Here is a 23,404-nt window from a genome sequence, read left to right on the forward strand (position 1 = left end):
GCGGCGCTACGGCCGGCACCCGTCGCCGCAGGCGACGGGCTCGTCGACCGCCACGTCGACCGGCTCTTCGACCGGCTCGGGCTCCTCGGTCAGCACGCCGACCCGTCCGCGGGAGAGGACGAAACCGGCCAGAGCCAGCGACGAGACCGCCGCGATGAGCGCACCGAGGTGGACACCGGTGGTGAAGGCCGCCTCGGCGGCGTTCATCAGAGCCTCGCCCGACGCCGCGGGCAGCCCTTCCGCGACCTCGACGGCTCCGCCGAGCGTGCCCCGGGCCGCGGCGTCCTGCTCGGACGCGAGCGTGCCGGGGAGGGCGTCCTCGACGTCGCGGCGGTAGACCGCGACGCCGATGCTGCCGAGCACCGCGATGCCGAGGGCACCGCCGACCTCTGCCGCTGTCTCGGAGACACCGGCGGCGGCCCCCGCCCGCTCCGGCGGCGCCGAACCGATGATCAGGTCGTTGGTGAGAGTGAAGACCGGCGACATGCCGAGCGAGAACCCGATCGACCCCAGGACGATGAGAGGGAGCCCGGAACCAGGCTCGATGCCGAGGAGCAGGGCGAACCCGACAGCGGCCAGAAGCAGGCCGCCGCCCATCAGCCAGGTCGGGTCGATCCGGCGGGCCAGGATCGGCGTGACGTTCGAGCCCACGACGAACGACAGGGCCCACGGCAGCGTCCACAGCCCCGCCTCGAGCGGGGTCATGCCGAGCACCAGCTGCAGGTACTGAGGGATGAAGAGGAACCCGCCGAAGAGGACGAAGATCCCGATGCCGTACGTCGCCAGCGCGGCGCTGAACGCCGGGATACGGAACAGCGACAGGTCGATGAGCGGGTCGGTCAGCCGCCGCTGGCGTCGTACGAAGACGAACGCCAAACCCACGCCGGCCAGCGCGGTGACGACCGCGGTGGCCGTCATCCCGTCCTGGGCCACCCGCTTGAGCCCGTAGACGAGCGCGAGCATCGCGGCCAAGGACAGGGCGGCGCTGGGCAGGTCGGCGCGACCGGCGTCGGGGTCGCGGTACTCCGGCAGCAGCCGCGGCCCGAGCACGAGCAGCGCGATCATCACGGGGACGTTGAGCAGGAACACGGCGCCCCACCAGAAGTACTCGAGGACGACACCCCCGAGCACTGGCCCGATCGCCGCGCCGGCCGAGAAGCTGGTGATCCAGATCCCGATCGCGGTGGTGCGCTGCCGGGGGTCGTGGAACATGCTCCGGATCAGGGAGAGCGTCGACGGCGCCAGCGTCGCTCCGGACACACCGAGCAGCGCCCGGGTGACGATCAACATCTCCGGCGAGGTCGAGAAGGCGGCGAGCACCGAGGTGACCCCGAACGCCGCAGCACCGATCAGGAGCAAGCGGCGACGGCCGATCCGGTCGCCGAGACTGCCCATCGTGATCAGCGACCCCGCGATCATGAACCCGTAGATGTCGATGATCCACAACATCTGCGTGCTGCTCGGCTGCAGGTCGGCGCTCAGAGCCGGCACGGCGAGGTGCAGCACGGTCAGGTCCATCACGTAGAGCACGCAGGCCAGGGCGATCACCGCTAGACCGCACCACTCGCGCCGTCCGGCCCTTTGGGTGGTGCTGGTGGGCTCGGTCATCGATCCGTCCTCTCGTCGCGTCCCTTTCGAATACTGACTGCTGCCGCCGACACAGCTCATCGGTCGCTGCCGGATCACGACCGCTCAGTTCTCACGGGCTCGGCCGTCGACATCTGATGACAGCCCTGCGACCGTAGGAGACACCGTGGAGACGACCGAGGACCGACCGACGGGCCCGACCGGCGCCGACGAGGCCGAGTTCATGAGCGTGGCCCGCACCGGCGATGCCGGTGGATTCGCAATGCTCACCGAGCGCTACCGCCGCGAGCTGCTGGTGCACTGCTACCGGATTCTCGCGTCGTACGAGGACGCCCAGGACCTGACCCAGGAGACGTTCCTGCGGGCGTGGGCCAAGCGGGAGTCGTTCCAGGGACGGGCGTCGCTGCGCACCTGGCTGTACCGGATCGCCACCAACGCCTGCCTCGACTTCCTCGAGAAGCGGCGGGACCGCACGCCGGTGCCCATCGAGCTGCAAGGCGCGGGCGGGTCGGGCACCGAGGTGCTCTACCTGCAGCCGTGGCCGGGCAGCCAGCCGGAGGACCCGCACGAGCGGGCGGTGGCGAAGGAGACCGTGGAGCTGGCCTTCATCGTCGCCGTCCAGCACCTCCCCGCGCGGCAGCGCGCCGTCCTGATCCTCCGTGACGTGCTCGGGTGGCCGGCTCAACGAGCGGCCGACACCCTCGACCTCACCCTCGCTTCGGCGAACAGCGCCCTCCAGCGGGCCCGGGCCACCCTGCGCGAGCACCTGCCCGACGGCCGGCTCGACTGGAGCGTCCGGGCGAAGGACGACATGAGCGCGGAGGAGCGGAAGCTGGTGTCGGCGTACGTCCGCGCCCACGAGACCCTCGACATCGACGGCCTGACCGCGCTGCTGCGCGCAGACCTGCGGTTCGCGATGCCGCCCCAACCCGGAGTCTGGGTCGGCCGCGACGAGACAGTCCGGGGCTGGATCGAGGGCGGCTTCGGCCAGGGCGACTACACCGACTGGAGGTGCCTGACTACCACGGCCAACGGCCAGCCGGCGATCGCGATGTACCTGCGCCGGCCCGGATCGCCCACCTACGAAGCCTTCGCGATGGACGTGCTCCGGATCGAGGACGGCCTGGTCGCCGAGATCACCACCTTCGAGGGCGACGTGTTCGAGTGGTTCGGGCTTCCCTCGCTACTGGAGCCGCGCTGATCGTTCGCGCCTGCCGTATGAGGGCGGCGCAAGAAGCCGCGTTCAAGAAGGCTGAGGCGGCTGCGGTCCGCGGGGTCGGTGATTCACCAACTCACGGGTCCGAGGTAGGCGGCGTCACAGCGGCGACGCAGATGCTGCACACCGCCGCCTGTGACTGTCAAGCCGTGGAAGTGTTCGGCGCTCCGCGTCCCGGCGCGGACGTGCTCGAGTACCACGGGTCGTACAAGACCGAGACAGACCAGATCGACGGCGCTGTCACCCTGGATGCCCTTCAGTGAGTTCACCTCCAGGTCATGACACCCGGCTCGATCGACCAGATCACGTCGCGCCTTGGCGATCAGCTCAACCACACGGTCGAGATCGTCGTCGAAAGCCGCATGGTGCAGCGCGCTTCTACCGTCGACCGCGACCTGCTAGATCAAGAGGGCAGGGTCCTGGGTACATCCGGGCTGCTCGGCGACACGAGCGATCCTGCCCTGCTTTGAGGTGTGAGCGGCTCGTAACTCAACCGCCATTCGGATGGACCGCTCGGCGCAGTTGTTCAATCACCCACCGCGACTCAACCTGGCTGACCGTCGTTGCCGCAGTCCACCGAGTCACGGATGCAGTTTTCGATCAGATAACTAAGGGCGCCTGGATTCCAAGCCGCGAAGAAGTCAAAGTGCATGTCCTCGCTAACCAGTTTCCCAGGTTCTCCCATTCGGAAGTTCTGTCCGTTCTTGTTCCCGTACTTGACGACGAGCCGCATTTCAGGGACCTCCTTCGGGTGCGTGGAAGGGCACCCGGTCTGGGGGTCGCTGTAGGCGAAGTGACCGAACTCGTCGGGCCACCTCGTGGTATCGAACTTCATGCAGCCCGGAGTGAATATCTCGACCGCGACGTGGGGGTAAGCAGGGTCCCCACAGAAGTACGGGCTCTGACGCTTGTCACCGTTACTTCCCTGTCCCGGAAAGGCATCAGCGCAGAACCAGCGGATGTCGGCACCGACGTACTTACTGCCCTGCTCGTTGTCCCTGAAGACCGCTTCGGTGCCTGGCGTCCATGACGAGACAGCATGGTTGGAGACGCCGACAGCCGTGCGAGGGTAGACGTTCATCCCCAAAGGAGTGATCCACTCATTGGTAGTCTTGAGCTTCAATGAAGGCGTCCAGTAGCCGCTGTGGTCGCCGCTGTCTCGTATCGACGCCGGATCGGCGCTGTTGAAGGTGCACGTCGTAGGCCCACTTCGGAGCTGCGCTTCGGTGCTGTTGGCGTTGACACTTCCACCGAAGAAGTCGTGGTTGTGGTCGGAGACACCGCCGCGGTTGACGATGGGATCGACACGCGCCCTCTTGTCGAAATCGCAGAAGGTGAACCACCCGGCGAACCGGTTATGATCGCCATCGTGCGCTGACGCCGGATAGCCGAGACTGGCCGCGAGGAGAGCGACGCTCATCGCGAATATGATTGATCTTCTCAAAATGACTCCCGAGACAGGGCGCAATGCCGACCGAGGACGAAGCGGACGCCCGAATTACACCACTCCACCAATCCAGGCGCAGCGAAATCGACATACGCAGTCAGCTGTGGTACTCGCCCTGATGGGCGGGCGTTTGCCTGGTGCTGATTCTGCTGGCCTGGAACCTGGTCCGGTTGTGGTCGACGGCGGCAGCAGTGGTCATGTCGGTCTTCGCTGCTGCGCTCCCACCGATAGCCGTGGTCATCGCCAACTGGGGCGAGGACCACTGACGAGCGTGACAGTCGCCATCTGCCGGGCGCCGACCGAGGCGACTCGGCGGCCGGCGCGTCCACGGGCGACGACCGATGATCGCGATCTCGCGCTGGTCGAGCTGCTCGAGTTCGGCGGGATCGCCCATTGACGTACAGCATCTGGCCTCCTAACCTCACTGAGGTTAATTCAGTTCAGGTGCCTATCTCAGACATGGAGAAGCGAATGCTGACAGAAGACCAGGCGCAGACAGACCTCGGCGGAACCCGCCTGACGATGGTCCCCGTCGAGGAGTTCGACCCTGGACTGCGTGAAATGGTCGCTGCCGACGACAGGACACCGCTCGAGCTCGGCCTACTGCGTGTCCATGCGCATCGGCCGTCGCACGCGAAGGCGATCGTGGGCCTGCACGCCGCGCTCTGGACCGACCGCCTGCTCCCCGATCGCCTGCTGGAGCTCGTCCGCCTTCGGATCGCGTTCTTCAACCAGTGCCGCACCTGCATGGCGGTCCGCTACCCCGGCGCGATCGCCGACGGTTTGACCGAGGACCTCGTCTGCTCGCTCGAGAAGCCCTACGAGTCGACGGAGCTGAGTGAGGCCGAGCGCGCGGCGATCCGCTACGGCGAGCTGCTCGCTACCGATCACCTGGCGATCAACGACGACGTCTACGACGATCTGCGCCAGCACTTCACCGAAGAGCAGATCGTCGAGCTCGGCAGCTACTGCGCGTTCTGCGTGGGCTTCGGCCGGCTTGGGGCCACGTGGAACATGATCGAAGAGCTCCCGGAGCGGTTCCATCAGGGTGAGGTCGCCACACCGTGGGGCGGCGAAGCGATAGCGCTTACCTGATCGAGCTGGCTGACTCGGGTCAGAGCCGAGGCCGCCGCGTCCAAACCGCCGCCCAATTCAGAACCGCGACCAACCGTGCCGCGACTTGCTGGGACCTGACGCAGCAGATCGCCAGCTGGTGTTCGGCTGGACCTGCTGCGACCTGCGTGGTGGCGGGGAGCGATAGACGAGGAAGCCATGTGAGTCTGCTGCAGGGTTGCTACATCCTTGGACGTGGGTCATATCGCCGCAAGTGGGGTGGGCGGTCCTTGCGGCGATGGGTCAGTTGCGGGGGTGGTACTCGATACGGGGGCCGTCGTAGGTCTCGCCGACGATGTGGCCGTCGGGGTCCCGGATCAGTTTGACCCTACGGGTGCCGCTCGGCGTAACCAGCCGACCGAGACCGTGGGGGGTCGCCCAGCGGTAGGCGCCGAGACCGAGCTGGCGCAATCAGACCGCACTGCCGCGCGATCGCCAGCTCGGCCCAGCACAGCTCTCGCACCGGCGGGGTGCCCTCGCCACCGAAGTCGATCAGCTGGTCCGACCCCAGCACCCGACCCTCACCCGGGTCATCGCCGTGTAGGTCGGCCCACTGCAGCACCAACCGCAACAGGTCGACATCCCGCGCTCGCTGCTCACGCGTCAGGTCCTCCGTCGCGGCCAGCACCGCCGCGGCGTCAAGGTCCAACACGTCGTCCGAGATCATGCAGAGATCGTCGCAGGGACCCCCGACACAAACTGGACGCTTAGGGGCCCGCGATCCGCGTCTCTCTCCGTTCGACATCACCTCACCGCGCGCTGCGTGCGCCGGCGTCGGATCTCGGCGCGAGCCAACAGGAACGCCAGCAGGACCGGCCACACGTACTTGGCGTAGCCGAGCGCCTCGCGCACCCAGCCCGGCAGCGACCAGTTCGGCAGAGGTATCCCGGGCAACCGGATCTCGGGCCACGGGAGGTCTGGCAGGTCCGGCCACGGAATGGCGGGCCAGTCGAACGAGAACGCGACCCGGGCGAGCAGGGCTGCGACGAGGAGGGGTACGACGACCGTCGCCACCCCTCCGGCTGTCTGGATCACGGTGTAGCGGGTCGGGTGGGCGAGCATCCGCTCGTCGTGCTGCGCGGCCTTGGAGCCGCATTCCGGCACCAGATCGGTGCCGCCGACGCCCGTCGAGAGCTGGACGTCGAGCGCCTCGTCGGGCGGGAAGCGGGTGGCTCGTCGCGGTGTCCCGAGCGTGCTGAACCGCACCAGGACCGCACCCAGGCCGTGCCCCGCCGCGTCGCCCGACGGGCGCAGCCGGATCTTGTCCTCCATCGCCGTCCGCTCGGCGACGAGCTGGTCGTCGACGTACCACCGGACACGGTGACGGGTCGAGCCGTCCGCCTCCACCCGGTGGTGGCGACCTTCGACGTCGAGGTCCCAGCGCTGCCCGGTCATGCTCCGACCGTAGGTAGGAGTGCCGGCGCTCCACATCGGTCGTCGGTCGGCGAGCGCCTGACTTTGGTCTAGGGCCATAGCCGTACTTTCCATATTGGAAACTAGCCGCTAAACTTTCCAGTATGGAAAGTACAGATCCGCAGACCGCAGCCGCCACCCTCGCCGCCGCGGAGCAGACGCGCGACCGCCTCGCTGCAGAGATCAGGCTGCCGCGCGGATACGAGCCGGCCATCGGCACGGCCATCGCGATCCAGATCGCCACCGCGGCCGTCGGCCTGACGGCCGGTGCCGGCTGGGGCGCCCTCGTCGCGTTGGCCGGGCTGCTCGGTTTCGCCGTCGTCGCCGCCGTGCAGCTCCTGCGTTTCCGACGCCTCAACGGCATCTGGCTCGGCGGCCTCGCGAGCCGGGTCGTCCTCGGCACCTCACCGCTGGCGTCGATCGCCTACGCCGTCGCGCTGTTCGGCGCACTCGGAGCTGCCAGCCGCGATTGGTGGTGGCTGGTAGGGCTGCTGTCGATGGCCGGGACGACCGGCTACGTCGTGAGCGGCCGACGCTGGCTCGCGCGCTACCGCATCGACCCTGCCACGCACGGTCGAGGGGAGACGTTCCTCTGGCTGCTCGGCATCACCGCGTTCGTCGTCGCGGGCTGCGTCCTCCTCGTGCTCGAGAGCTGATGGCTGCGCTCGACCCGCAGATCCACGCGCCGGCCCGCCTGCAGCTGGTGACGATGCTGTCGGCCGTCTCGGAGGCCGAGTTCTCACGGTTGCGCGACGAGCTCGACGTCAGCGACTCGGTGCTCTCCAAGCACATCTCCGCGCTTGGTGCGATCGGCTACGTCCGCAGCCGCAAGGGCACTCACCGCGGCCGCCGTACCACCTGGGTCTCGCTCACGCCTGGCGGCCGGAAGGCGCTGGCTTCCCACATCGATGCACTGCGCGAGCTGATCGCGGCAGCCGACGTCACGGGTACCGCAGGCCGACCGTCTCCTCGCTGATGTCCCACAGCCTCCCAGCGGCGCGGGTGTCGCGTGCCAGCCGGGACCGCCCGACGATCCGGGGTGCGCCGGCGTACTGCCCGGGGCCGCTGGGGCCGCAGTACGTGTCGCCGGGGAGGTCTGCGGTCGCCGCCATCAGCGACGGCCAGGCGCCGGCCGCGGCCGACTGCGAGACCGCCTTGACCGCGGCGTCCAGGATCGACGCGATGCCGCCGGTGGCGCGTCCGACCTGCCCGTTGACGACCAGATGGGTGCCGGAGAACCCGGGGTGCGCCGCCAGCGCCCGGACCGGCTCCTCGGCGTCCCGCAGCCGCCGGTCGAGCTCACTGGTGAAGAGCAGGTTGGCCAGCTTGGTCTGGCCGTACACGGGCCACCGGAAGTAGCGGCCGCGCTGCTGGTGCGGATCGCCGAGCGGCGCCCTGCGTGCCGTCGTGTGCATGAGGGAGGACACCGTGACGACGCGGCCGTCGCCGCTCGCGACCAGCTGCGGCAGCAGCAGCCCGGTGAAGAGGAACGGGCCGAAGTGGTTGGTCGCCATCTGCAGCTCGAGGCCGTCGTCCGTCCGGGAGTACGGCGGCGCCATCACGCCTGCGTTGTTGACCACCACGTCGATCGCGCCGAGCCGTGCCGCCGCCGCGGCCGCGCGCCGTACCGAGGCGAGGCTGGCGAGGTCGAGCTGGAGCGTCTCGACCGCGGCGTCCGGCACCTGCTCCCGGATCGCGGCGACCGTCTCCTCGACCTTCGCGGGCGTCCGGCCGGCGAGCACGACCCGGGCTCCCTTGCGCACCAGCTCCAGGGCGGTGTGGTGCCCGAGCCCCCCGACCGTCGGCCCGGTGACGACGACGGTGCGGCCCGTCTGGTCGGGGATGTCGTCGACCCGCCAGGTGCCGCTCACGGAGTGGTCCCCAGCTGCGCGACGATCGCCGCGCCGAGGTCGGGGTCACCCTCGATGGTCACGGCGCCCGGCGCGGCAGCCCGCCGGCCACCGGCCAGCACGATGAACGTCTCCCGGTCCATCGCCAGCCGCGCGGTGGGCCGTGCCGGGACGTTCGCGAGCCGCTGGCCCCTGCCGGACTCGTCGACCTCGACGGCGACGACCGGGCTGCCCTCCACCGCCAGCACCGCCGTGGTGCCGGCCGGCGGCGCGACCTTCTTCCCGACGACGAACCCGAACGCCTCGCTGAGGTAGTCGGCCGTGTGCTGGGCTGCTGGGCTGTCCATGCCGCCCGGTCGGCCGACCGCGCGGCGGACGTCCTGCTCGTGCATCCAGACGTCGAGGGGGCGGTTGCGGAGCAGGGTCTTCTGGGTCCAGCCGATCAGGCCGAAGATCCCCGGTGCCGGTGCGGCGGGATCGGTCGGCGGGTCGTCGAGGAGCGTCTTGTGGCGCGCTGCCGTGGTGGTCCGGATCTCCTCGATGATCGACGCGGGTGACCGGTCGCGCCGGGCGACGACGCCGATCTCGGTGTACTGGCCCATCGGGCCGGTCACGTGCGGCGGGTCGCCGATGTCGGCCGTCTCCTCCGGTCCGCCTGCCAGCAGGCTCTCCAGGTGCGCGGCGTGCGAGGCGACCGCCTTCACGTCCCAACCGGCGAGGTCGGTGGGCATCGCCCACGCCTCCTCGGGGAGGGCGTCGAGCAGGGCGGTGAGGTCACCGATCGCCTGCCACCAGGTCTCGACGTACCCGGCCAACTGTGCGGCCAACCGCTCGGCATCGCTCATGCGGGCGATGGTAACGACGCTCAGCGGCGTCTGATCCGCACGTCCACGCGCACCATCCGGTCGCCGTGAGCTCCTGAGCACGGCTACTCAGATCGGCGCGCCAGGTAGCGCACGAGGGTGGGGACGTCGTCGACGAACCGCAGCCGTGCGCCGTAGAGCACCCGGTGCGCCGCCGGACCGCGGCCCCCGGCCATGAACGGAGGCTCCGGTGGCCGGCCGTTGTCGTTGCGCACCCAGCCGTGGAAGTACATCAGCGGCCGCCGGTCGACCAACAGCACGTCGGCACCCCCGGGGCCGCAGAGGCCGTCGGTGGTCGCCCGGGACAGCAGCACGCGGCGCGGCCGGGTCGGCCACGTGGCGAGGTCGGCCGACCGGCGCCAGACCGTGCGATAGCTGCACCGCGACCAGATGTCCTCGGACGTGAACAGGTGGTAGAACCCGCCGCGCCGCAGCACGACGGGGTTCTCCATCACCCAGTCGGCACGCACCAGCTGGCTGCTGGTCGCGCCGGCGGCGGGCGCGATCCCGCGCGGCCCGAGCGGCAGCAGCCGGATCGACGACGGCCTGCCGTCGGTCTTGTAGAGGAGGTACGGCGTGCCGGTCGACGGGTCCAGGAAGTACGACGGGTCGATCACGCCCCTCCGCGGGAGGCCAGGCGTCCGCGGCACCGTGTCCCAGGCCCGCGGCGTGTCCGCCCGCGCGTGGCACACCAGCGGCCGCGCGTCGATGGGCCGGAAGGCGCCGTACGCCGTCGGTGCGGTGGCGACGCCGATGCACCTCCTGCCCTTGCCGAGGCCACGCACCCGGGCGGCGTAGTAGAGCACCCAGCGATCACCGATCCGGGCGAGGTCGGCCGCCCACACGTCGTCGACGACGGCCCAGCGCGGCAGCCGCGACAGCGCCGGGCTGATCCACCGCCAGCCCTCGCCCGGGTCCCAGCGTGCCCGCCGGACGCGGGGCCCGGTGGTCACCAGGACCCGGCCGCTCCGGGTCTCGACGACGCTCGGGTCGCCCGACTTCTCCGTGGTGATGATCGGGTCGGGGTACCGCGCCGCAGCTGCCTCCGCCGGGACGAGCGCCGGCGCCGCTGTCGCTGCCGCGAGCGCGGCCGCACCGACGGCGAGACGGAGGCGGCGCAGCACCTGCCGGACACTAGTGGCGGACTCAGTGCCCCGGGGCCGAAACGGCTAGGGAGAGTGCGATCGCCAGCATCGTGAGCCCGATGAGGACGTCGAGCACCTGCCACGCGCGCGGCGTCGACAGCAGGCGCTGACCCGCGCCGGCGCCGTAGCCGAGACCGGTGAACCACAGCACGCTCCCGACGGCCGCGCCGGCCGCGAACCACCACCGGTCGCCGGAGCCGTGCTGGTTGGCGATCGACCCCACCAGCAGAACGGTGTCGAGGTAGACGTGCGGGTTGAGGTAGGTGAGGGCGAGGGCACGCCCGACCGCGGCCTTCCGGGAGGGAGCGCCGGCTCGGGCGGCTTCCAGGGTTGCGGGTCGGCGGGCGCGGAGGAGCGAGACGACGCCGTACGTCGCCAGGAACGCGACACCCAGCCACCGCACCAGGTCGAGCACCCAGCCCGCGTGCGTCACGATCGCGCCGATGCCGCTGACACCGGCGACGATGAGGAACGCGTCCGACAGCGCGCAGACCGCCACGACCGGTCCCACGTGCTCGCGGGCGAGTCCCTGGCGCAGCACGAACGCGTTCTGTGCCCCGATCGCGATGATCAGGGACAGACCGGTGAGCAGGCCGGCGACGGCAGCAGTGGACACACGAGGACCGTAGGGTCGGCGGCTGGTTCAGGCCAGCGAATGTTTTTGAGGATGCATTAGCGTTGCTTCATGGCCCCGCAACCCGCCCAGCTCGAGGCGCTCGTCGCGATCGCCGACCACGGCTCCTTCGAGGCGGCGGCCCGGGCCTTGCACGTGACCGCGAGCGCGATCAGCCAGCGGATCCGCGCGCTCGAGACGACGGCGGGACAGGTGCTCGTCAGCCGGACGACGCCCTGCCGGCCGACCGAGGCCGGGTCGGCGTACGTCCGGCTCGGCCGGCAGACCCGCCTGCTCTACGCCGAAGCCCGGCTCGAGGTCGACGACGCCGACCACGTCGTGAGCCTGCCCGTCGCGGTCAACGCGGACTCGCTGGCGACCTGGTTCCGTGACGTCCTGTCCGCAGCCGCCGGCTGGGACGGGGTCGCGCTGAAGGTCCGGGTCGAGGACCAGGCCTACTCCGCAGGCCTGTTGCGCAGCGGCGACGCGCTCGCCGCAGTCACCAGCGACCCAACCCCGGTCCAGGGCTGTGCGGTCGAGCCGCTCGGCATCCTGAGGTACGGCGCCGCCGCGACCCCCGGCTTCGTCGAGCGCTGGCGTCGCGGGCGGAGCATGGACTGGGAGCGGATGCCGGTCGTGGTGTTCAACGAGAAGGACGCACTGCAGCACGACGTGCTGGCCGCGCGCGGCGTCACCCCGCGGACCGTCCACCAGGTGCCAACGTCGACCGACTTCCACGAGGCCATCCGCCGCGGGCTCGGGTGGTGCCTGCTGCCCGAGCCCCAGCTGCTGCCCGACCTCGAGGCCGGGGTCCTGGTGCGGCTGCCCGGCCGCGACCACGTCGACGTACCCCTGTTCTGGCAGCGGTGGCGCCTCGACTCCCCCGCCCTCCTGCAGCTCACCAACGCCGTCCACCACGCCGCTCGGGCCCACCTCCGCCGACCCGGCTGATCTGAACCCCGACCCGGCTGATCTGAACCCCGATCCGGCTGATCTGAACGCCGACCCGTCGCAAAACGACGCCGACCCGTCGCGTTCAAACGCGACGGGTCGGCGGAATTCGGATCAGAAGGCCGCTTCGTCGAGGTCCATGATCGCGAGGTCGGTGGCCTGGGCGATCGCGAGCTCGGCGCTGATCTTCGGCAGCACCTCGGCGGCGAAGAACTGCGCCGCCGCGACCTTGCCCTCGTAGAAGGCCTTGTCGCTGCCCGCGTCGCCGGCGAGCGCCGTGAGCGCCACCTCGGCGCTGCGCAGCAGCAGCCAGGCGACGACGACGTCGCCGAGGGTCATCAGCAGCCGGCTGGTGTTGAGGCCGACCTTGTAGATGTTGCGCAGGTCGCCACCACTGTTGACGTCGGCACTCATCAGGTCGTTGACCAGCTGGCCGACCAGCGTGTTGGCCTCTTCGAGGGCCTTGGCCAGCAGCGCGCGCTCGTTCTTGAGCTGCGGGTTGCCTGACTCGTCCTCGACGAAGCCCTTGATCTCGGCCGCGAGGGCGCCCAGCGCCTGGCCGCCGTCCTTGACGATCTTGCGGAAGAAGAAGTCCATGCCCTGGATCGCCGTGGTGCCCTCGTAGAGGGTGTCGATCTTGGCGTCACGCACGTACTGCTCGATCGGGTACTCCTGGAGGAAGCCCGAGCCACCCAGGGTCTGCAGCGACTCGGTGCCGAGCAGCGTCCACGAGCGCTCGGAGCCGTAGCCCTTCACGATCGGGAGCAGGAGGTCGTTGAGCGCAGCGGCCAGCTTGTACTCGTCGCTGCCCTTCTCGGCCAGCTGGACGCGGTCCTGGACGGTGGCGGTGTAGAGCACGAGCGAGCGCATGCCCTCGGCGTACGACTTCTGGGTCATCAGCGAACGACGGACGTCGGGGTGATGCGTGATCGTCACCTTCGGGGCGGTCTTGTCGGACGCCTGGGTGAGGTCGGGGCCCTGGACCCGCTCCTTGGCGTACTCCAGCGCGTTGAGGTAGCCGGTCGACAGCGTCGAGATGGCCTTGGTGCCGACCATCATCCGGGCGTTCTCGATGACGTCGAACATCTGGGCGATGCCGTCGTGCACCTCGCCGAGCAGCCAGCCCTTCGCGGGCTCGCCGCCGCCGATCTGCGGGTCACCGAAGGTGAGCTCGCAGGTGTTGGAGACCTTGATGCCCATCTTGTGCTCGACGTTGGTGACGTAGGCGCCGTTGCGCTCGCCGGTCGGCTCACCGGTCTCGAGGTCGAAGTGGTACTTCGGCACCAGGAACAGCGACAGGCCCTTCGTGCCCGGTCCGCCGATGCCGTCGATGCCCTCGGGGCGCGCCAGCACCAGGTGCATGATGTTCTCCTGCAGCTGCGACTCGGCGCTGGTGATGAAGCGCTTGACGCCGGTGATGTTCCAGGTTCCGTCGTCGTTAAGCGTCGCCTTGGCCCGGCCGGCGCCGACGTCGGAGCCGGCGTCGGGCTCGGTGAGCACCATGGTCGCGCCCCACTGGCGCTCGACCATGAACTCGGCGATCTTCTTGTCGCGCTCGGTGCCGTTCTCGTAGACGACCTTGCTGAAGAACGGGCCGGCGCCATACATCCAGACCGGGGTGTTGGCGCCGAGGATCAGCTCCGCGGTCGCCCAGACCAGTGACGACGGCGCCACGGTGCCGCCGATCTCGGCGGGGATGCCGAGGCTCCAGAAGCCGGCCTCCATCCACGCGTCGTAGCTCTTCTTGAACGACTCGGGCACCGGCGCGGTGTTGGTCTTCGGGTCGAACACCGGCGGGTTGCGGTCGCCGTCCTCGAAGGAGGCGGCGAGGTCCTCGCGGCTGATCCGGTCGACCTCGGCCAGGATCTCCTTGGCGGTGTCGACGTCCATCTCCTCGAACGGCCCGGCGCCCAGGATGTCCTGGCGCCCGAGGAGCTCGAACAGGTTGAAGTGGATGTCGCGCAGGTTGCTCTTGTAGTGGCTCACTGTCCCACCGTTTCTTCGCTGATAACTGGAGCGGCATGAGCAGCGGATGCTGCTACTCACGAGTAACTTAATAATACGGGGGGTGCTTGCACTGGGCAAGCACGGGCCCATGTGAAGTGAACCGATCGACAAATCTGAGACACTGGACCCATGCGAGTTTCCGCCAAGTCCGACTACGCGCTCCGCGCCCTGATCGAGATGGCGGGACGAGCGGACGGCCGCGCCGTCAGCGCGGAGGAGCTGGGCCGGCTGCAGGACATCCCGCACGGCTTCCTCCAGGCGATCCTCGCCGACCTGCGCCGGGCCGGCGTCGTCATGTCGCAGCGCGGCCAGTCAGGCGGCTGGCGGATGGGCCGGCCCGCGGCGGAGGTGTCCGTCGCCGACGTCATCCGCGCGGTCGACGGGCCGCTGGTGTCGGTCTACGGCCTGCGCCCCGAGGCCGTCAGCTACAACGACTCCGCCGATGTGCTCCAGCACGTCTGGATCGCGGCCCGAAGCTCACTGCGCGAGGTCTTCGAGGAGGTCTCGATCCAGCAGCTCGCCGACGCCGAGCTCCCCGCCGCTGTGACCAAGCGCACGGCCGACGAGGACGCCTGGAAGGCGCACTGAGTTGAATCGGCCGAGCGTGTCGCTCGCACCTCGCGCCACGCTGCCGACCCGCGGCTGACGCGATCACGAGTTGCGGCTGCGTGGCGACTCACCGGTCGGCATCGCGAAAGCACGGGCGTCACTCGGTCCGGTCGCTCCTTCGTCGCTCCCTACCCTCGCTCGCCCGCGTTTTCGCGACCGGCCGACAGTTCAGGCGACGCTGCTGAGCCGGCGCTTGAGCTTCTTGCGCTTGCGGTCGCTCTCGTGGCGCCAGCGCTCGAGACTCCGGTTGCGGCGCGCGAGCCGCTCGATCTCGCGGCGCGCCTCGTCGAGCGAGGAGAGCGGGCGGGCACCGACCGGCTCGGGGACGTCGGCCAGGCCGAGCGACGCCGTACCGAAGCCGGCAACCTTGCCGAAGGCCTTCCAGACCTTCTTCGGAGACGGCTCGTCGAGCCTGATCACGTGCAGGCGCTCGGGCTTGCGGACCGCAGCGCCCCAACGGGCGGCGATGTCGTCGATGTCGTCGTCGGGACTCGCCGTGAGCACGACGTGCACCTGCATCCCGGCCAGCGTGTCGAGCAGCAGGTCGATCTCGGGCCGGGATGCGGTCGCGACGAGGGGCAGGCTGACGGCGACCGTCTGCTTGCCCATCCAGGCCCGGCGGCACACGTCGGCCCACTGACCCTCGACCTCCTTGCGGGCGAAGCCCCAGGCCTTGTGCTCGCGGAGGACGTCGACCGCGGACAGGAAGGTCTCCTCCGCCGACCGCGCGGGGACGTCGATGCCGAGCTCGAACAGGGCATCGCGATGGTGGACGAGGGCAACCTCGATGATGTCTCCGGCACCGGGCATCCCGACGTGCAGGAAGACCTTGCGCTTCTTCGCCATGGGGCCACCGTCCGTCACCGACCTGACCGTCGCCTGAACGACGCCCGAACCGGGCGTGAGCGCCAGTGGAAGTCACCGCGTGACGGTCGCCACTAGAACGTGTTCCAGTTTCGGTCGTAAGATCGCGACATGATCACCTCCGACGCCGTCGCGTGGAACGCCCCCAACGACCCGCACCCGGCCCGTGCTGCCTCGCAGCGGTCCTACTCGGCCGTCGCCAAGGGCGACCTCGAGGAGTGGCTGACCGTCTACGCCGAGGACTGCGTGCTCGAGGACCCGGTCGGCAGGTCCATGTTCGATCCCGAGGGCACGGGCCACCACGGCCATGCCGGCATCTCGGCGTTCTGGGAGAAGGCGATCTCGCCCATCGCGAGGTTCGAATTCGACATCTACGACTCGTTCGCGAACCCCGAGAGCAACACCTGCGCCAACATCGGCCGCATCAAGACGTCGTTCCCCGACGGCAGCCACACCACGACCGACCTGATCATGGTGTACGTCGTCGACGACGACGGCCGGGTGAAGTCGATGAAGGCGTTCTGGGAGCCGGAACGGACGATGGCGAGCTTCACGAAGGCCTGACCGCGCTCTGCACAACCGCGCGGCCCAACCGCTCGGGTGTAACGCTCTGAGGGTGATCGGCGAAGAACGGTTGTGAACCAGATCAGAGACGACGAGGTCCCGTCCATCGGTAGAGACCCGGACCTCCTCGAGGTCTTCTACCGGGAGCACAGCGCGACCGTGAAGGCGTTCTTCGTCCGTCGGGTCGACGATCCGCACCAGGTCGCCGACCTGATCGCGGACACCTTCCTCGCGGCGATGACGGGCGCGTCGGGCTACCGGCCCGACCGGGGCCGCCCGGTCGCGTGGCTGCTGGGCATCGCCCGCAACACGATGGCGGAGGCGTCACGGCGCCAGGCACGACGGTGGCGGGCCGAGAGCCGGATCGAGGGCCGCCGGCTGCTCGACGAGGACGCGGCCGCCCGGATCGAGGAGCGGATCGCGGCCGAGGCGCACTCCAGAGCCCTGTACGCCGGCCTGGCGAAGCTGCCCGGTCGGGACCGAGCGCTCATGGAGCTGGTCGCTGTCGACGGGATGCCCGTCACGGAAGCCGCTGCGCAGCTGGGGATGAAGCCGGGGACCGCGCGGGTCCGGCTCCATCGCAGCCGGGCCCGGCTCCAGCAGCACCTCGACCATCATTCTCTGAGAGACAGCGTGGAGGGCGCGGCTGCTGCCGTCCTCGCGCAGGAGGCATGACCATGACCGATACCGACTTCGACTCCTTCGACAGGGCACTGCTCACCGAGCTCCGGGAGGTCGCCGCCGAGGGCGCGCCCACCCGGGTACGCCGTACCCGCAAGCGCTGGGCGTTCGCGGCGAGTGGCCTCGCCGCCGCAGCGGTCACCACGATCGGTGTCACCAGCCTCGGCTCGTCGGCCGCCTACGCGGTCGAGGAGACGGGAAGCGGCGCCATCGTCATCACCATCCGCGAGCTCGACGACGCCGACGGTCTCGAGGAGGCGCTCGCCGACCACGGCATCGCGGCCGACGTGGACTACCAGTCCGACGGCTTCGGCTCCGGCCCAGAGGACGGGCAGGACATTCCGGACGGGGCCGATGTCGAGGGCCATGCGGTCGAGGGCGAGGCGGACGTCGAGAAGGTCGAGGAGGGCGCCGAGGTCGATCAGGCGGTGCCTGGTGAGCCGCCGGCCAACGACCCGTGCGGCGGCTTCGACAACATGCCGTTCACGACCGAGCTGAGTGACGACGACTACGTCATCACGATCCCGGCCGACTCGGTGCTGAAGGAGAGCGACACCGTCCTGCGGATCACGACGTCCGGCGACGTCGACGACCAGGCAGCCGCGCTCGACGTGGCCTACTCCGTCGGCGACGTGGACTGTGGTTTCGGAACCGCCTCGGTCGGGACGCCGCCCAACTGATCCACAGGCAAGCTCCGCCACCGCGACGCCGTACGTCCCGCACCTTCAGGCGCGGACGTACGGCGTTGTGGACTCGTTCTCAGTCGAGCTGCTCGGACATCCAGCTCACCAGCGGCCGCAGCTTGCGCCAGTCCTGGCGCACCCGGTCCAGCAGCTCGGCGGTGTGGACGAACGGCTCGAAGCCGTACTTCTTCGAGCCGAGCAGCGACTTGTGGCGCAGCAGCTCGATCCGCGGGTGGTGCTTGTCGTAGCCGCGCGGTGCCGTCTTCAGCTGGTCGCCCCCGATATCGAACCCACCTCGCCCGAGGTCACGCAGGATCCGCTCGAGCCGCTTGCCGGACTCCTCCTCGGCCATGCCCTCACGGATCAACGCCAGCTCCGGACCCGACGCGTGATAGGTGCCACCGCCGACCCGTACGCCTGCAGCCGAGACCTCCACGTAGTACCCGGTCGAGGGCGCGACTCCGACGAAGGCTCCCTGGTGGGTCTTGTACGGCGTCTTGTCCTTCGCGAAGCGCACGTCGCGGTACGGGCGGAACACCTTCGCGTCACCGAACTCCTGCGCCAGGGCGTCGGTCAGCGCGACCATCGGCGCCCGCACCTGCTCGTCGTAGACGCCCCGGTGGGCGTCCCAGAACGACTTGGTGTTGTCGACCTCGAGGTCGTCGTAGAAGTCGAGCGAGGCGACGGGGAAACCGGAGAACTCCACGCCCCGCAGGCTAGTTGGCGAGGTCGAGGGGTCTCGATACGCCCTCGCGCCAGGGCGCTCGGGCTACTCGACCACCGGCGAGAGACGGCGAGCCGCCAGCAGCGCGGTACCCAAGACCGCGTCGACCGCGGGCCGGCAGCGGTGCCGCACGATCCGCGACACGGTCGGCCAACTCGACCAGCGAGAGACGGCGAGCCGCCAGCGGCGCGGTACCCAAGACCGCGTCGACTGCGGGCCGGCAGCGGTGCCGCACGACCCGCGACACGCTCGGCCAACTCGACAAGCGAGAGACGGCGAGCCGCCAACGGCGCGGTACCCAAGACCGCGTCGACTGCGGGCCGGCAGCGTGTCGCGCGCGGCGAAGCCGCATCGTGTGGCGCCCGCGGGCCGAGCGAAGCGATGGTCCGTGCGGTGCCGCACGATCCGCGACACGGTCGGCCAACTCGACCAGCGAGAGACGGCGAGCCGCCAGCGGCGCGGTACCCAAGACCGCGTCGACTGCGAGCGCGGCAGCGTGTCGCGCCGCGGCGAAGCCGCACGGTGCGCAGCCCGCGGGCCGAGCGAAGCGAGCGCCCGGGTGGCAAGCACCGTCCGCGACACGCTCGCGCCATTCAAGCGAGCGGACGACGAGGTTCGAACTCGCGACATTCAGCTTGGGAAGCTGACGCTCTACCAACTGAGCTACGTCCGCGTGCGCATCTCTGCGCGACCGAATGCTACCCGATGGGGCTGAGGCCGGGCCGCTTCGGCTCCACCCCGTCGCCGGACGAGCGGCCGGTGATCCGGCGGTGCACCCACGGGACGAAGTGGGAGCGCGCCCACTCCAGGTCGGCCTGCCGCTGAGCACGGCGAGCGAGCTCCGGCAGCACCGGGACGGCGAGGGGCTGCAGGTCGTGCGCGATGCGCAGCCGGTCGAGCACGGCGATGGCGATCATCTGGTGACCGACCGGGTTGAGGTGCAGCCGGTCGACGTCCATGACCTCCGCGACCTTCCAGTCCCGCATCCGCCAGCAGTCGACCACGGTCGCGTCGTGCTTCTCCGCGATCTCGCGCACCCACTCGTTGAAGATGGCGGTCCGGCCGCGGATCAGCTTCATCACCGGGTTCATGCCGGGGTCGGCGACGGTGAACATCACGACCCGGGCGCCGGTGGCGGTCAGCCGGCCGACGCCTTCGTCGTACGTCGCAGCGAGCGCGTCGACGTCGACCTTCGGCCGGAGGACGTCGTTGCCGCCGCCGTGAATGCTGATCAGGTCGGGCGCCAGGTCGATCGCAGGGCCGACCTGCTCCTCGATGATCGCGGGCAGCTTGCGGCCGCGGATGGCCAAGTTGGCGTAGCCGAACTCGGGCGAGTGCAGCGCGAGGGCCTCGGCGACCCGGTCCGCCCAGCCCCGGCAGCCGTTGGGCCGCGTGGGATCGGGGTCCCCGACACCTTCGGTGAAGGAGTCGCCGATGGCGACGTAACGCTGGAAGGTCATGGACCGATTGTGCATGGCGGGCCGACGGTCTCGGGCACTGACCAAGCGCCGAGCCGCTCGGCTAGGGTGCCGACGTGCTGCTGAGCGACCGGGACATCACCGTGGAGATCGACGCCGGGCGGATCGCCATGGATCCCTACGACCCGGCGATGCTGCAGCCGTCGTCGATCGACGTCCGGCTCGACCGGTTCTTCCGGGTCTTCGACAACCACAAGTACCCGCACATCGACCCCGCCGCCGACCAGTCCGACCTGACCCGGATGGTCGAGCCGGAGGGCGACAACCCGTTCATCCTGCACCCGGGCGAATTCGTGCTCGGCTCGACCTACGAGGTCGTCTCGCTGCCCGACGACATCGCGGCGCGGGTCGAGGGCAAGTCGTCGCTGGGCCGGCTCGGCCTGCTCACGCACGCCACGGCGGGTTTCGTCGACCCCGGCTTCTCCGGCCACGTCACGCTCGAGCTCGCCAACGTCGCGACGCTGCCTATCAAGCTCTACCCCGGCATGAAGATCGGGCAGTTCTGCTTCTTCCGGCTGACCTCGCCGTCCGAGCACCCCTACGGATCCGCGAAGTACGGCTCGCGCTACCAGGGCCAGCGCGGCCCGACGCCGTCACGGTCCTACCTGAAGTTCCACCGGACCAAGATCTGACCGCCGCAGTCGGCCGCCAAGGAAGGTTAGGTTAACCTAACCCGTGTGACCGCCACCAAGAACGAGTACGTCGCCAGCCTCCCGATGATCCTCGACGAGGTCGAGGTGCAGCGGGTCGAGCGGGTCTCGCCGTCGTTCGTGCGCATCGAGCTGGCCGGCCCGGGGCTCGCCGAGTGCGGCGCCGCCGGACCGCTCTACGACCAGCGGATGAAGATCGTGTTCCCCAACGCGGCCGGGAACCTGCCCTCCTTCGCCGACATGAACGAGTCCTGGTGGGACACCTGGATGCAGATCCCCGAGGAAGAGCGGGGCTCCATGCGCACCTACACGATCCGGGACCTGGCCGGCTCGGGGGCCGGGTCCCGGCTCGTGGTCGACATCGTCGTGCACGAGCCGGGTGAGCACTCGGGCCCCGGCAACGAGTGGGCGCTCCGGGCGCAGCCCGGCGACCGGCTGATCGTCCTGGCCCCGCGCCGCGGCCACGAGTTCGGCGGCATCGAGTGGTCCCCCGGGACGGCGACCCGACTGCTCCTCGCGGGCGACGAGACCGCCGTCCCGGCGATCCGCGGCGTGCTCCGCGACCTCCCGGCCGACGCCACCGGCGCGGCGTTCGTCGAGGTGCCGTCCGCCGAGGACATCCAGCGCGACGTCGTGGCGCCCGAGGGCGTCGAGGTGACCTGGCTCCCCCGGGGCGACGCGCCCCGCGGCGCCAGCCTGCACGCCGCCGTCATCGCCTGGCTCACCGGCACGGCCGAGACGGCGCCGGCCGTCGGCGACGACGAGGTCGACCCAGACCTGTGGGAGACCCCGGTGCACTCCTCCTCCGGCGAGCAGGTCGCGGAGGCCACCCGGGTGCCGATGGCGGACGGTCCGTACGCCGGGCTCTACGCCTGGATCGCCGGCGAGTCCAAGGTCGTGACCGGCCTGCGCCGCCGGCTCGTCAACGATCTCGGCATCGACCGCGGCCAGGTCGCGTTCATGGGCTACTGGCGCGAGGGCGTCGCGATGCGCTCCTGATCACTGTCCGGGCAGCGTGAGCGAGGAGCGGTGCCCGGGCCCGGTGTAGAGCGTGATCGGCAGTGCCTGGCCGGGGATGTCGGGGATCGGCGCGAGCAGGTGCGGCACGTCGTACCCCTGGATGGTCAGGCGCAGCCGGTGACCGGGCCTGATCACTGCCGCTGTCGGGAAGATCTCGACGTCGACCGGGGCGATCTCGCCGGGGGCGAGCTTGTCCTTCGACGCGCGGGTGAACGGGTGCCACGGCTGGATCAGCCTGCCGTCGAGGTACCGCGACCTGGTCTTGATCAGCTTGCGCTGGGAGATCACCTGCCACCCGCCGGTGATCCGGGTGACGGTGCCGTCCGGTGCGACGTCCTCGACGGCGACCGACAGCATGCCGTCGCCGCCGAGCGACGAGACGAAGAGGTGGGCGTTGATCGGGCCGCGGAAGTGGACGGCGCGGTCGAGCCTGCGGGTCTGGAAGATGAGCCCGGTGTGGTCGTTGATGTCGTTGTTGGCGAAGCACGGGTTGTCCGGCCAGATCTGGTTGAGGATGCCCGCGGTCCACTGGTTGGTGGAGCGGGTGCAGAGCCCCGAGACCGGAACCGGCAGCAGCGTCGACTCGCCCCCGGACCCGGGCGCCGTGCGGAGCCCGCCGGCCTTGCCGCCCTGCATCGAGGTGCCGGAGAGCAGCCGGGTGTGCACGCCTCTGTCGCGGTCGACCCAGGTGCGCGCGGTGCGCCACCGGTCGGAGCCCTGCTCGAAGTAGGTCACCGGCGCGATCTCGCCGAGGTGGCCGTTGCGGCCCTTGATCCAGTGGTCGAACCACCGCAGCTGCAGCTCGGCGATCGTGCCGTGGCCCGCGTCGCCGACGTCCGCCCCGGAGGAGCCCTCGAGGTGGTCCCACGGCCCGATGATCATCTTCACCGGTGCCCCGTTGCGCTGGAGCTCCTCGAACAGCATCGGGGTACCGCGCTGGAACAGGTCTAACTCCCCGCCGACCATGAAGGTCGGCACGGTGACGTCGTCGATGTACTCGATCGCGGACCGCTCGCGGTAGAACGGCCCGTCGTAGGAAGGGTCCTGGCCGAGAAGGGCTCTGAGCGTCAGCGGCAGGGTGAACTGTCCGCCCGCCATCAGGTGGTCGACGAGCACGCCGATCGCCGACGCAGGGTCGCTGCCGACGTACGCCGGCGGGATCAGGCCGGTGCCGGTCACCAGCGCGAGCCACAGCGGCATGAAGCCGACGTCGATCTGGCCGCCGGAAGCCACGATGTCGCGGTAGACGTCGGCGCCAGGGACCTGCGGGAAGATCGCCTTCAGACCGGGCGCGTGGTGGCCGGCGGCCATCAGCTGGCTGATGCCCATGTAGGAAGCACCGGCCATGCCGACCTTGCCGTTGCTCCAGTCCTGGCGGTGCGCCCAGCCGACGATCCTGCCGGCGTCCTTGTTCTCCCGCGCACTGAACGCGCCCCACCTGCCGCCCGAGCTGCCGGTGCCGCGCGCGTCGACGAAGAGGTAGTTGTAGCCGCGCTTGACCAGGTACGACGCGCCCGGGCCCCCGAGGCCGCCGGTCCCGGCCGCGATCACTGACTTGTTGTAGGCCGTGATCATCACGATCACGGGAAGCTTCCTGGCGATCGCCTCACCCTGCGCGTTCGCCGGCTGGACCAGGTCGCCGCGCAGCACGACGCCGTCGTCCATCCTGATCGGGAGGTCGGTGGTCGTGACGGTGCCGGGGTACTGCTCCGGCCGCGGCTCCCACCTGCTCGCGACAGAGGCGGCGGCCTGGGGAGGAGTGCGGACCTGCGCCGGACCCGGCGGTACGGCGGACGCGGAGCCGCCCGGAGCGGCGAGGCCGGCGCCGAGCAGCGCGGTCAGAGTGCCCGCGGCTGCGAGCGTGCCGAGACGGTGGCGGTACATAGAGCTCCCTCGTTCACCCGGAGGCTAAACGAGGGAGCGGTG

Annotated in this window: 27 protein-coding genes and 1 tRNA gene; 14 read left to right on the top strand and 14 right to left on the bottom strand. The window is 70.1% G+C overall.

Going from position 1 to position 23,404, the window contains the following annotated elements:
• Positions 1–6: 6 nt before the first annotated feature.
• A complete protein-coding gene (locus tag SHK19_RS19585; protein WP_405030514.1) occupies positions 7–1,668 on the bottom strand; it encodes an MFS transporter in 1,662 nt (553 codons plus the stop codon).
• Between the two features lie 85 nt (positions 1,669–1,753).
• Between SHK19_RS19585 and SHK19_RS19590 the strand changes: the two genes are divergently transcribed.
• On the top strand, positions 1,754–2,788 hold the full coding sequence (locus tag SHK19_RS19590) for an RNA polymerase subunit sigma-70 (protein WP_322937213.1): 1,035 nt from the start codon (positions 1,754–1,756) through the stop codon (positions 2,786–2,788).
• A 293-nt stretch (positions 2,789–3,081) separates the two neighbouring features.
• Positions 3,082–3,273, top strand: coding sequence for a hypothetical protein (locus SHK19_RS19595; RefSeq protein WP_322937214.1), 192 nt, complete (start codon positions 3,082–3,084; stop codon positions 3,271–3,273).
• A 74-nt stretch (positions 3,274–3,347) separates the two neighbouring features.
• Here SHK19_RS19595 and SHK19_RS19600 read toward each other — a convergent pair whose 3' ends face one another.
• Complete coding sequence (locus tag SHK19_RS19600) at positions 3,348–4,223, bottom strand: DUF1996 domain-containing protein (protein WP_322454723.1); 876 nt, start codon at positions 4,221–4,223, stop codon at positions 3,348–3,350.
• A gap of 164 nt (positions 4,224–4,387) precedes the next feature.
• Between SHK19_RS19600 and SHK19_RS19605 the strand changes: the two genes are divergently transcribed.
• From SHK19_RS19605 to SHK19_RS19615, 3 genes are all read left to right on the top strand, one after another.
• On the top strand, positions 4,388–4,516 hold the full coding sequence (locus tag SHK19_RS19605; protein WP_322937215.1) for a hypothetical protein: 129 nt from the start codon (positions 4,388–4,390) through the stop codon (positions 4,514–4,516).
• Between the two features lie 5 nt (positions 4,517–4,521).
• The gene (locus tag SHK19_RS19610; protein WP_322937216.1) at positions 4,522–4,647 is read left to right on the top strand and encodes a hypothetical protein; all 126 of its coding nucleotides are present in this window, start codon (positions 4,522–4,524) and stop codon (positions 4,645–4,647) included.
• 74 nt (positions 4,648–4,721) lie between these two features.
• Positions 4,722–5,345 carry a carboxymuconolactone decarboxylase family protein gene (locus tag SHK19_RS19615; protein WP_322454721.1) on the top strand — a complete coding sequence of 208 codons (624 nt, stop codon included), beginning with the start codon at positions 4,722–4,724 and terminating at the stop codon, positions 5,343–5,345.
• Between the two features lie 346 nt (positions 5,346–5,691).
• Here SHK19_RS19615 and SHK19_RS19620 read toward each other — a convergent pair whose 3' ends face one another.
• Entirely contained in the window at positions 5,692–6,030 is a 339-nt protein-coding gene (locus SHK19_RS19620; RefSeq protein WP_322454720.1) for a hypothetical protein, read from the bottom strand.
• Positions 6,031–6,107: 77 nt separating this feature from the next.
• Positions 6,108–6,758 carry a hypothetical protein gene (locus SHK19_RS19625; protein WP_322937217.1) on the bottom strand — a complete coding sequence of 217 codons (651 nt, stop codon included), beginning with the start codon at positions 6,756–6,758 and terminating at the stop codon, positions 6,108–6,110.
• 122 nt (positions 6,759–6,880) lie between these two features.
• Here SHK19_RS19625 and SHK19_RS19630 point away from each other — a divergent pair, with 122 nt between their 5' ends.
• Together SHK19_RS19630 and SHK19_RS19635 are read left to right on the top strand one after the other, a co-directional pair.
• Positions 6,881–7,432 carry a hypothetical protein gene (locus SHK19_RS19630; RefSeq protein ID WP_322937218.1) on the top strand — a complete coding sequence of 184 codons (552 nt, stop codon included), beginning with the start codon at positions 6,881–6,883 and terminating at the stop codon, positions 7,430–7,432.
• Positions 7,432–7,752 carry a transcriptional regulator gene (locus tag SHK19_RS19635; RefSeq protein WP_322937219.1) on the top strand — a complete coding sequence of 107 codons (321 nt, stop codon included), beginning with the start codon at positions 7,432–7,434 and terminating at the stop codon, positions 7,750–7,752. The genes SHK19_RS19630 and SHK19_RS19635 overlap by 1 nt, the downstream gene beginning before the upstream one ends.
• On the opposite strand, the gene SHK19_RS19640 is transcribed toward SHK19_RS19635, so the two are convergent.
• The 4 genes from SHK19_RS19640 to SHK19_RS19655 all read right to left on the bottom strand — a co-directional run bounded on the left by SHK19_RS19640 (position 7,718) and on the right by SHK19_RS19655 (position 11,250).
• A complete protein-coding gene (locus tag SHK19_RS19640; protein WP_322937220.1) occupies positions 7,718–8,647 on the bottom strand; it encodes an oxidoreductase in 930 nt (309 codons plus the stop codon). The genes SHK19_RS19635 and SHK19_RS19640 overlap by 35 nt on opposite strands.
• Positions 8,644–9,471, bottom strand: a complete 828-nt coding sequence (locus tag SHK19_RS19645) for a maleylpyruvate isomerase family mycothiol-dependent enzyme (RefSeq protein WP_322937221.1) — start codon at positions 9,469–9,471, stop codon at positions 8,644–8,646. Before SHK19_RS19645 ends, SHK19_RS19640 begins: the two co-directional genes overlap by 4 nt.
• Before the next feature lie 83 nt (positions 9,472–9,554).
• Positions 9,555–10,613, bottom strand: a complete 1,059-nt coding sequence (locus tag SHK19_RS19650; protein ID WP_322937222.1) for a family 43 glycosylhydrolase — start codon at positions 10,611–10,613, stop codon at positions 9,555–9,557.
• 22 nt (positions 10,614–10,635) lie between these two features.
• Entirely contained in the window at positions 10,636–11,250 is a 615-nt protein-coding gene (locus SHK19_RS19655; RefSeq protein WP_322937223.1) for a LysE/ArgO family amino acid transporter, read from the bottom strand.
• 69 nt (positions 11,251–11,319) lie between these two features.
• Between SHK19_RS19655 and SHK19_RS19660 the strand changes: the two genes are divergently transcribed.
• A complete protein-coding gene (locus tag SHK19_RS19660) occupies positions 11,320–12,198 on the top strand; it encodes a LysR family transcriptional regulator ArgP (protein ID WP_322937224.1) in 879 nt (292 codons plus the stop codon).
• Between the two features lie 114 nt (positions 12,199–12,312).
• On the opposite strand, the gene SHK19_RS19665 is transcribed toward SHK19_RS19660, so the two are convergent.
• Positions 12,313–14,184, bottom strand: coding sequence for an acyl-CoA dehydrogenase (locus SHK19_RS19665; RefSeq protein WP_322937225.1), 1,872 nt, complete (start codon positions 14,182–14,184; stop codon positions 12,313–12,315).
• A gap of 150 nt (positions 14,185–14,334) precedes the next feature.
• Here SHK19_RS19665 and SHK19_RS19670 point away from each other — a divergent pair, with 150 nt between their 5' ends.
• On the top strand, positions 14,335–14,793 hold the full coding sequence (locus SHK19_RS19670; RefSeq protein WP_322454710.1) for an RrF2 family transcriptional regulator: 459 nt from the start codon (positions 14,335–14,337) through the stop codon (positions 14,791–14,793).
• Positions 14,794–14,982: 189 nt separating this feature from the next.
• Here SHK19_RS19670 and SHK19_RS19675 read toward each other — a convergent pair whose 3' ends face one another.
• Entirely contained in the window at positions 14,983–15,660 is a 678-nt protein-coding gene (locus tag SHK19_RS19675) for a hypothetical protein (protein WP_322454709.1), read from the bottom strand.
• Between the two features lie 129 nt (positions 15,661–15,789).
• Between SHK19_RS19675 and SHK19_RS19680 the strand changes: the two genes are divergently transcribed.
• The 3 genes from SHK19_RS19680 to SHK19_RS19690 all read left to right on the top strand — a co-directional run bounded on the left by SHK19_RS19680 (position 15,790) and on the right by SHK19_RS19690 (position 17,603).
• Entirely contained in the window at positions 15,790–16,242 is a 453-nt protein-coding gene (locus SHK19_RS19680) for a nuclear transport factor 2 family protein (RefSeq protein WP_322937226.1), read from the top strand.
• A 72-nt stretch (positions 16,243–16,314) separates the two neighbouring features.
• Positions 16,315–16,917: an RNA polymerase sigma factor gene (locus SHK19_RS19685; RefSeq protein WP_322454707.1), complete on the top strand. Its 603-nt coding sequence runs from the start codon at positions 16,315–16,317 to the stop codon at positions 16,915–16,917.
• A 2-nt stretch (positions 16,918–16,919) separates the two neighbouring features.
• Positions 16,920–17,603: a hypothetical protein gene (locus SHK19_RS19690; RefSeq protein ID WP_322937227.1), complete on the top strand. Its 684-nt coding sequence runs from the start codon at positions 16,920–16,922 to the stop codon at positions 17,601–17,603.
• Positions 17,604–17,682: 79 nt separating this feature from the next.
• Here the strand turns inward: SHK19_RS19690 and SHK19_RS19695 are convergent, their stop codons facing one another.
• The 3 genes from SHK19_RS19695 to SHK19_RS19705 all read right to left on the bottom strand — a co-directional run bounded on the left by SHK19_RS19695 (position 17,683) and on the right by SHK19_RS19705 (position 19,790).
• Entirely contained in the window at positions 17,683–18,312 is a 630-nt protein-coding gene (locus SHK19_RS19695) for a DUF2461 domain-containing protein (RefSeq protein WP_322937228.1), read from the bottom strand.
• Between the two features lie 618 nt (positions 18,313–18,930).
• Positions 18,931–19,003: transfer RNA gene (locus tag SHK19_RS19700), tRNA-Gly, on the bottom strand.
• A 25-nt stretch (positions 19,004–19,028) separates the two neighbouring features.
• Positions 19,029–19,790 (bottom strand): SGNH/GDSL hydrolase family protein, encoded by a 762-nt coding sequence (locus tag SHK19_RS19705; protein ID WP_322937229.1) that lies wholly within the window; start codon positions 19,788–19,790, stop codon positions 19,029–19,031.
• Between the two features lie 74 nt (positions 19,791–19,864).
• Here SHK19_RS19705 and dcd point away from each other — a divergent pair, with 74 nt between their 5' ends.
• Positions 19,865–20,440: a dCTP deaminase gene (gene dcd, locus SHK19_RS19710; RefSeq protein ID WP_322454703.1), complete on the top strand. Its 576-nt coding sequence runs from the start codon at positions 19,865–19,867 to the stop codon at positions 20,438–20,440.
• 45 nt (positions 20,441–20,485) lie between these two features.
• The gene (locus SHK19_RS19715; RefSeq protein ID WP_322937230.1) at positions 20,486–21,457 is read left to right on the top strand and encodes a siderophore-interacting protein; all 972 of its coding nucleotides are present in this window, start codon (positions 20,486–20,488) and stop codon (positions 21,455–21,457) included.
• On the opposite strand, the gene SHK19_RS19720 is transcribed toward SHK19_RS19715, so the two are convergent.
• A complete protein-coding gene (locus SHK19_RS19720) occupies positions 21,458–23,362 on the bottom strand; it encodes a CocE/NonD family hydrolase (RefSeq protein WP_322937231.1) in 1,905 nt (634 codons plus the stop codon).
• Between the last annotated feature and the right edge of the window lie 42 nt (positions 23,363–23,404).

The sequence above is a fragment of the Nocardioides bizhenqiangii genome (assembly GCF_034661235.1).
GTDB lineage: Bacteria > Actinomycetota > Actinomycetes > Propionibacteriales > Nocardioidaceae > Nocardioides > Nocardioides bizhenqiangii.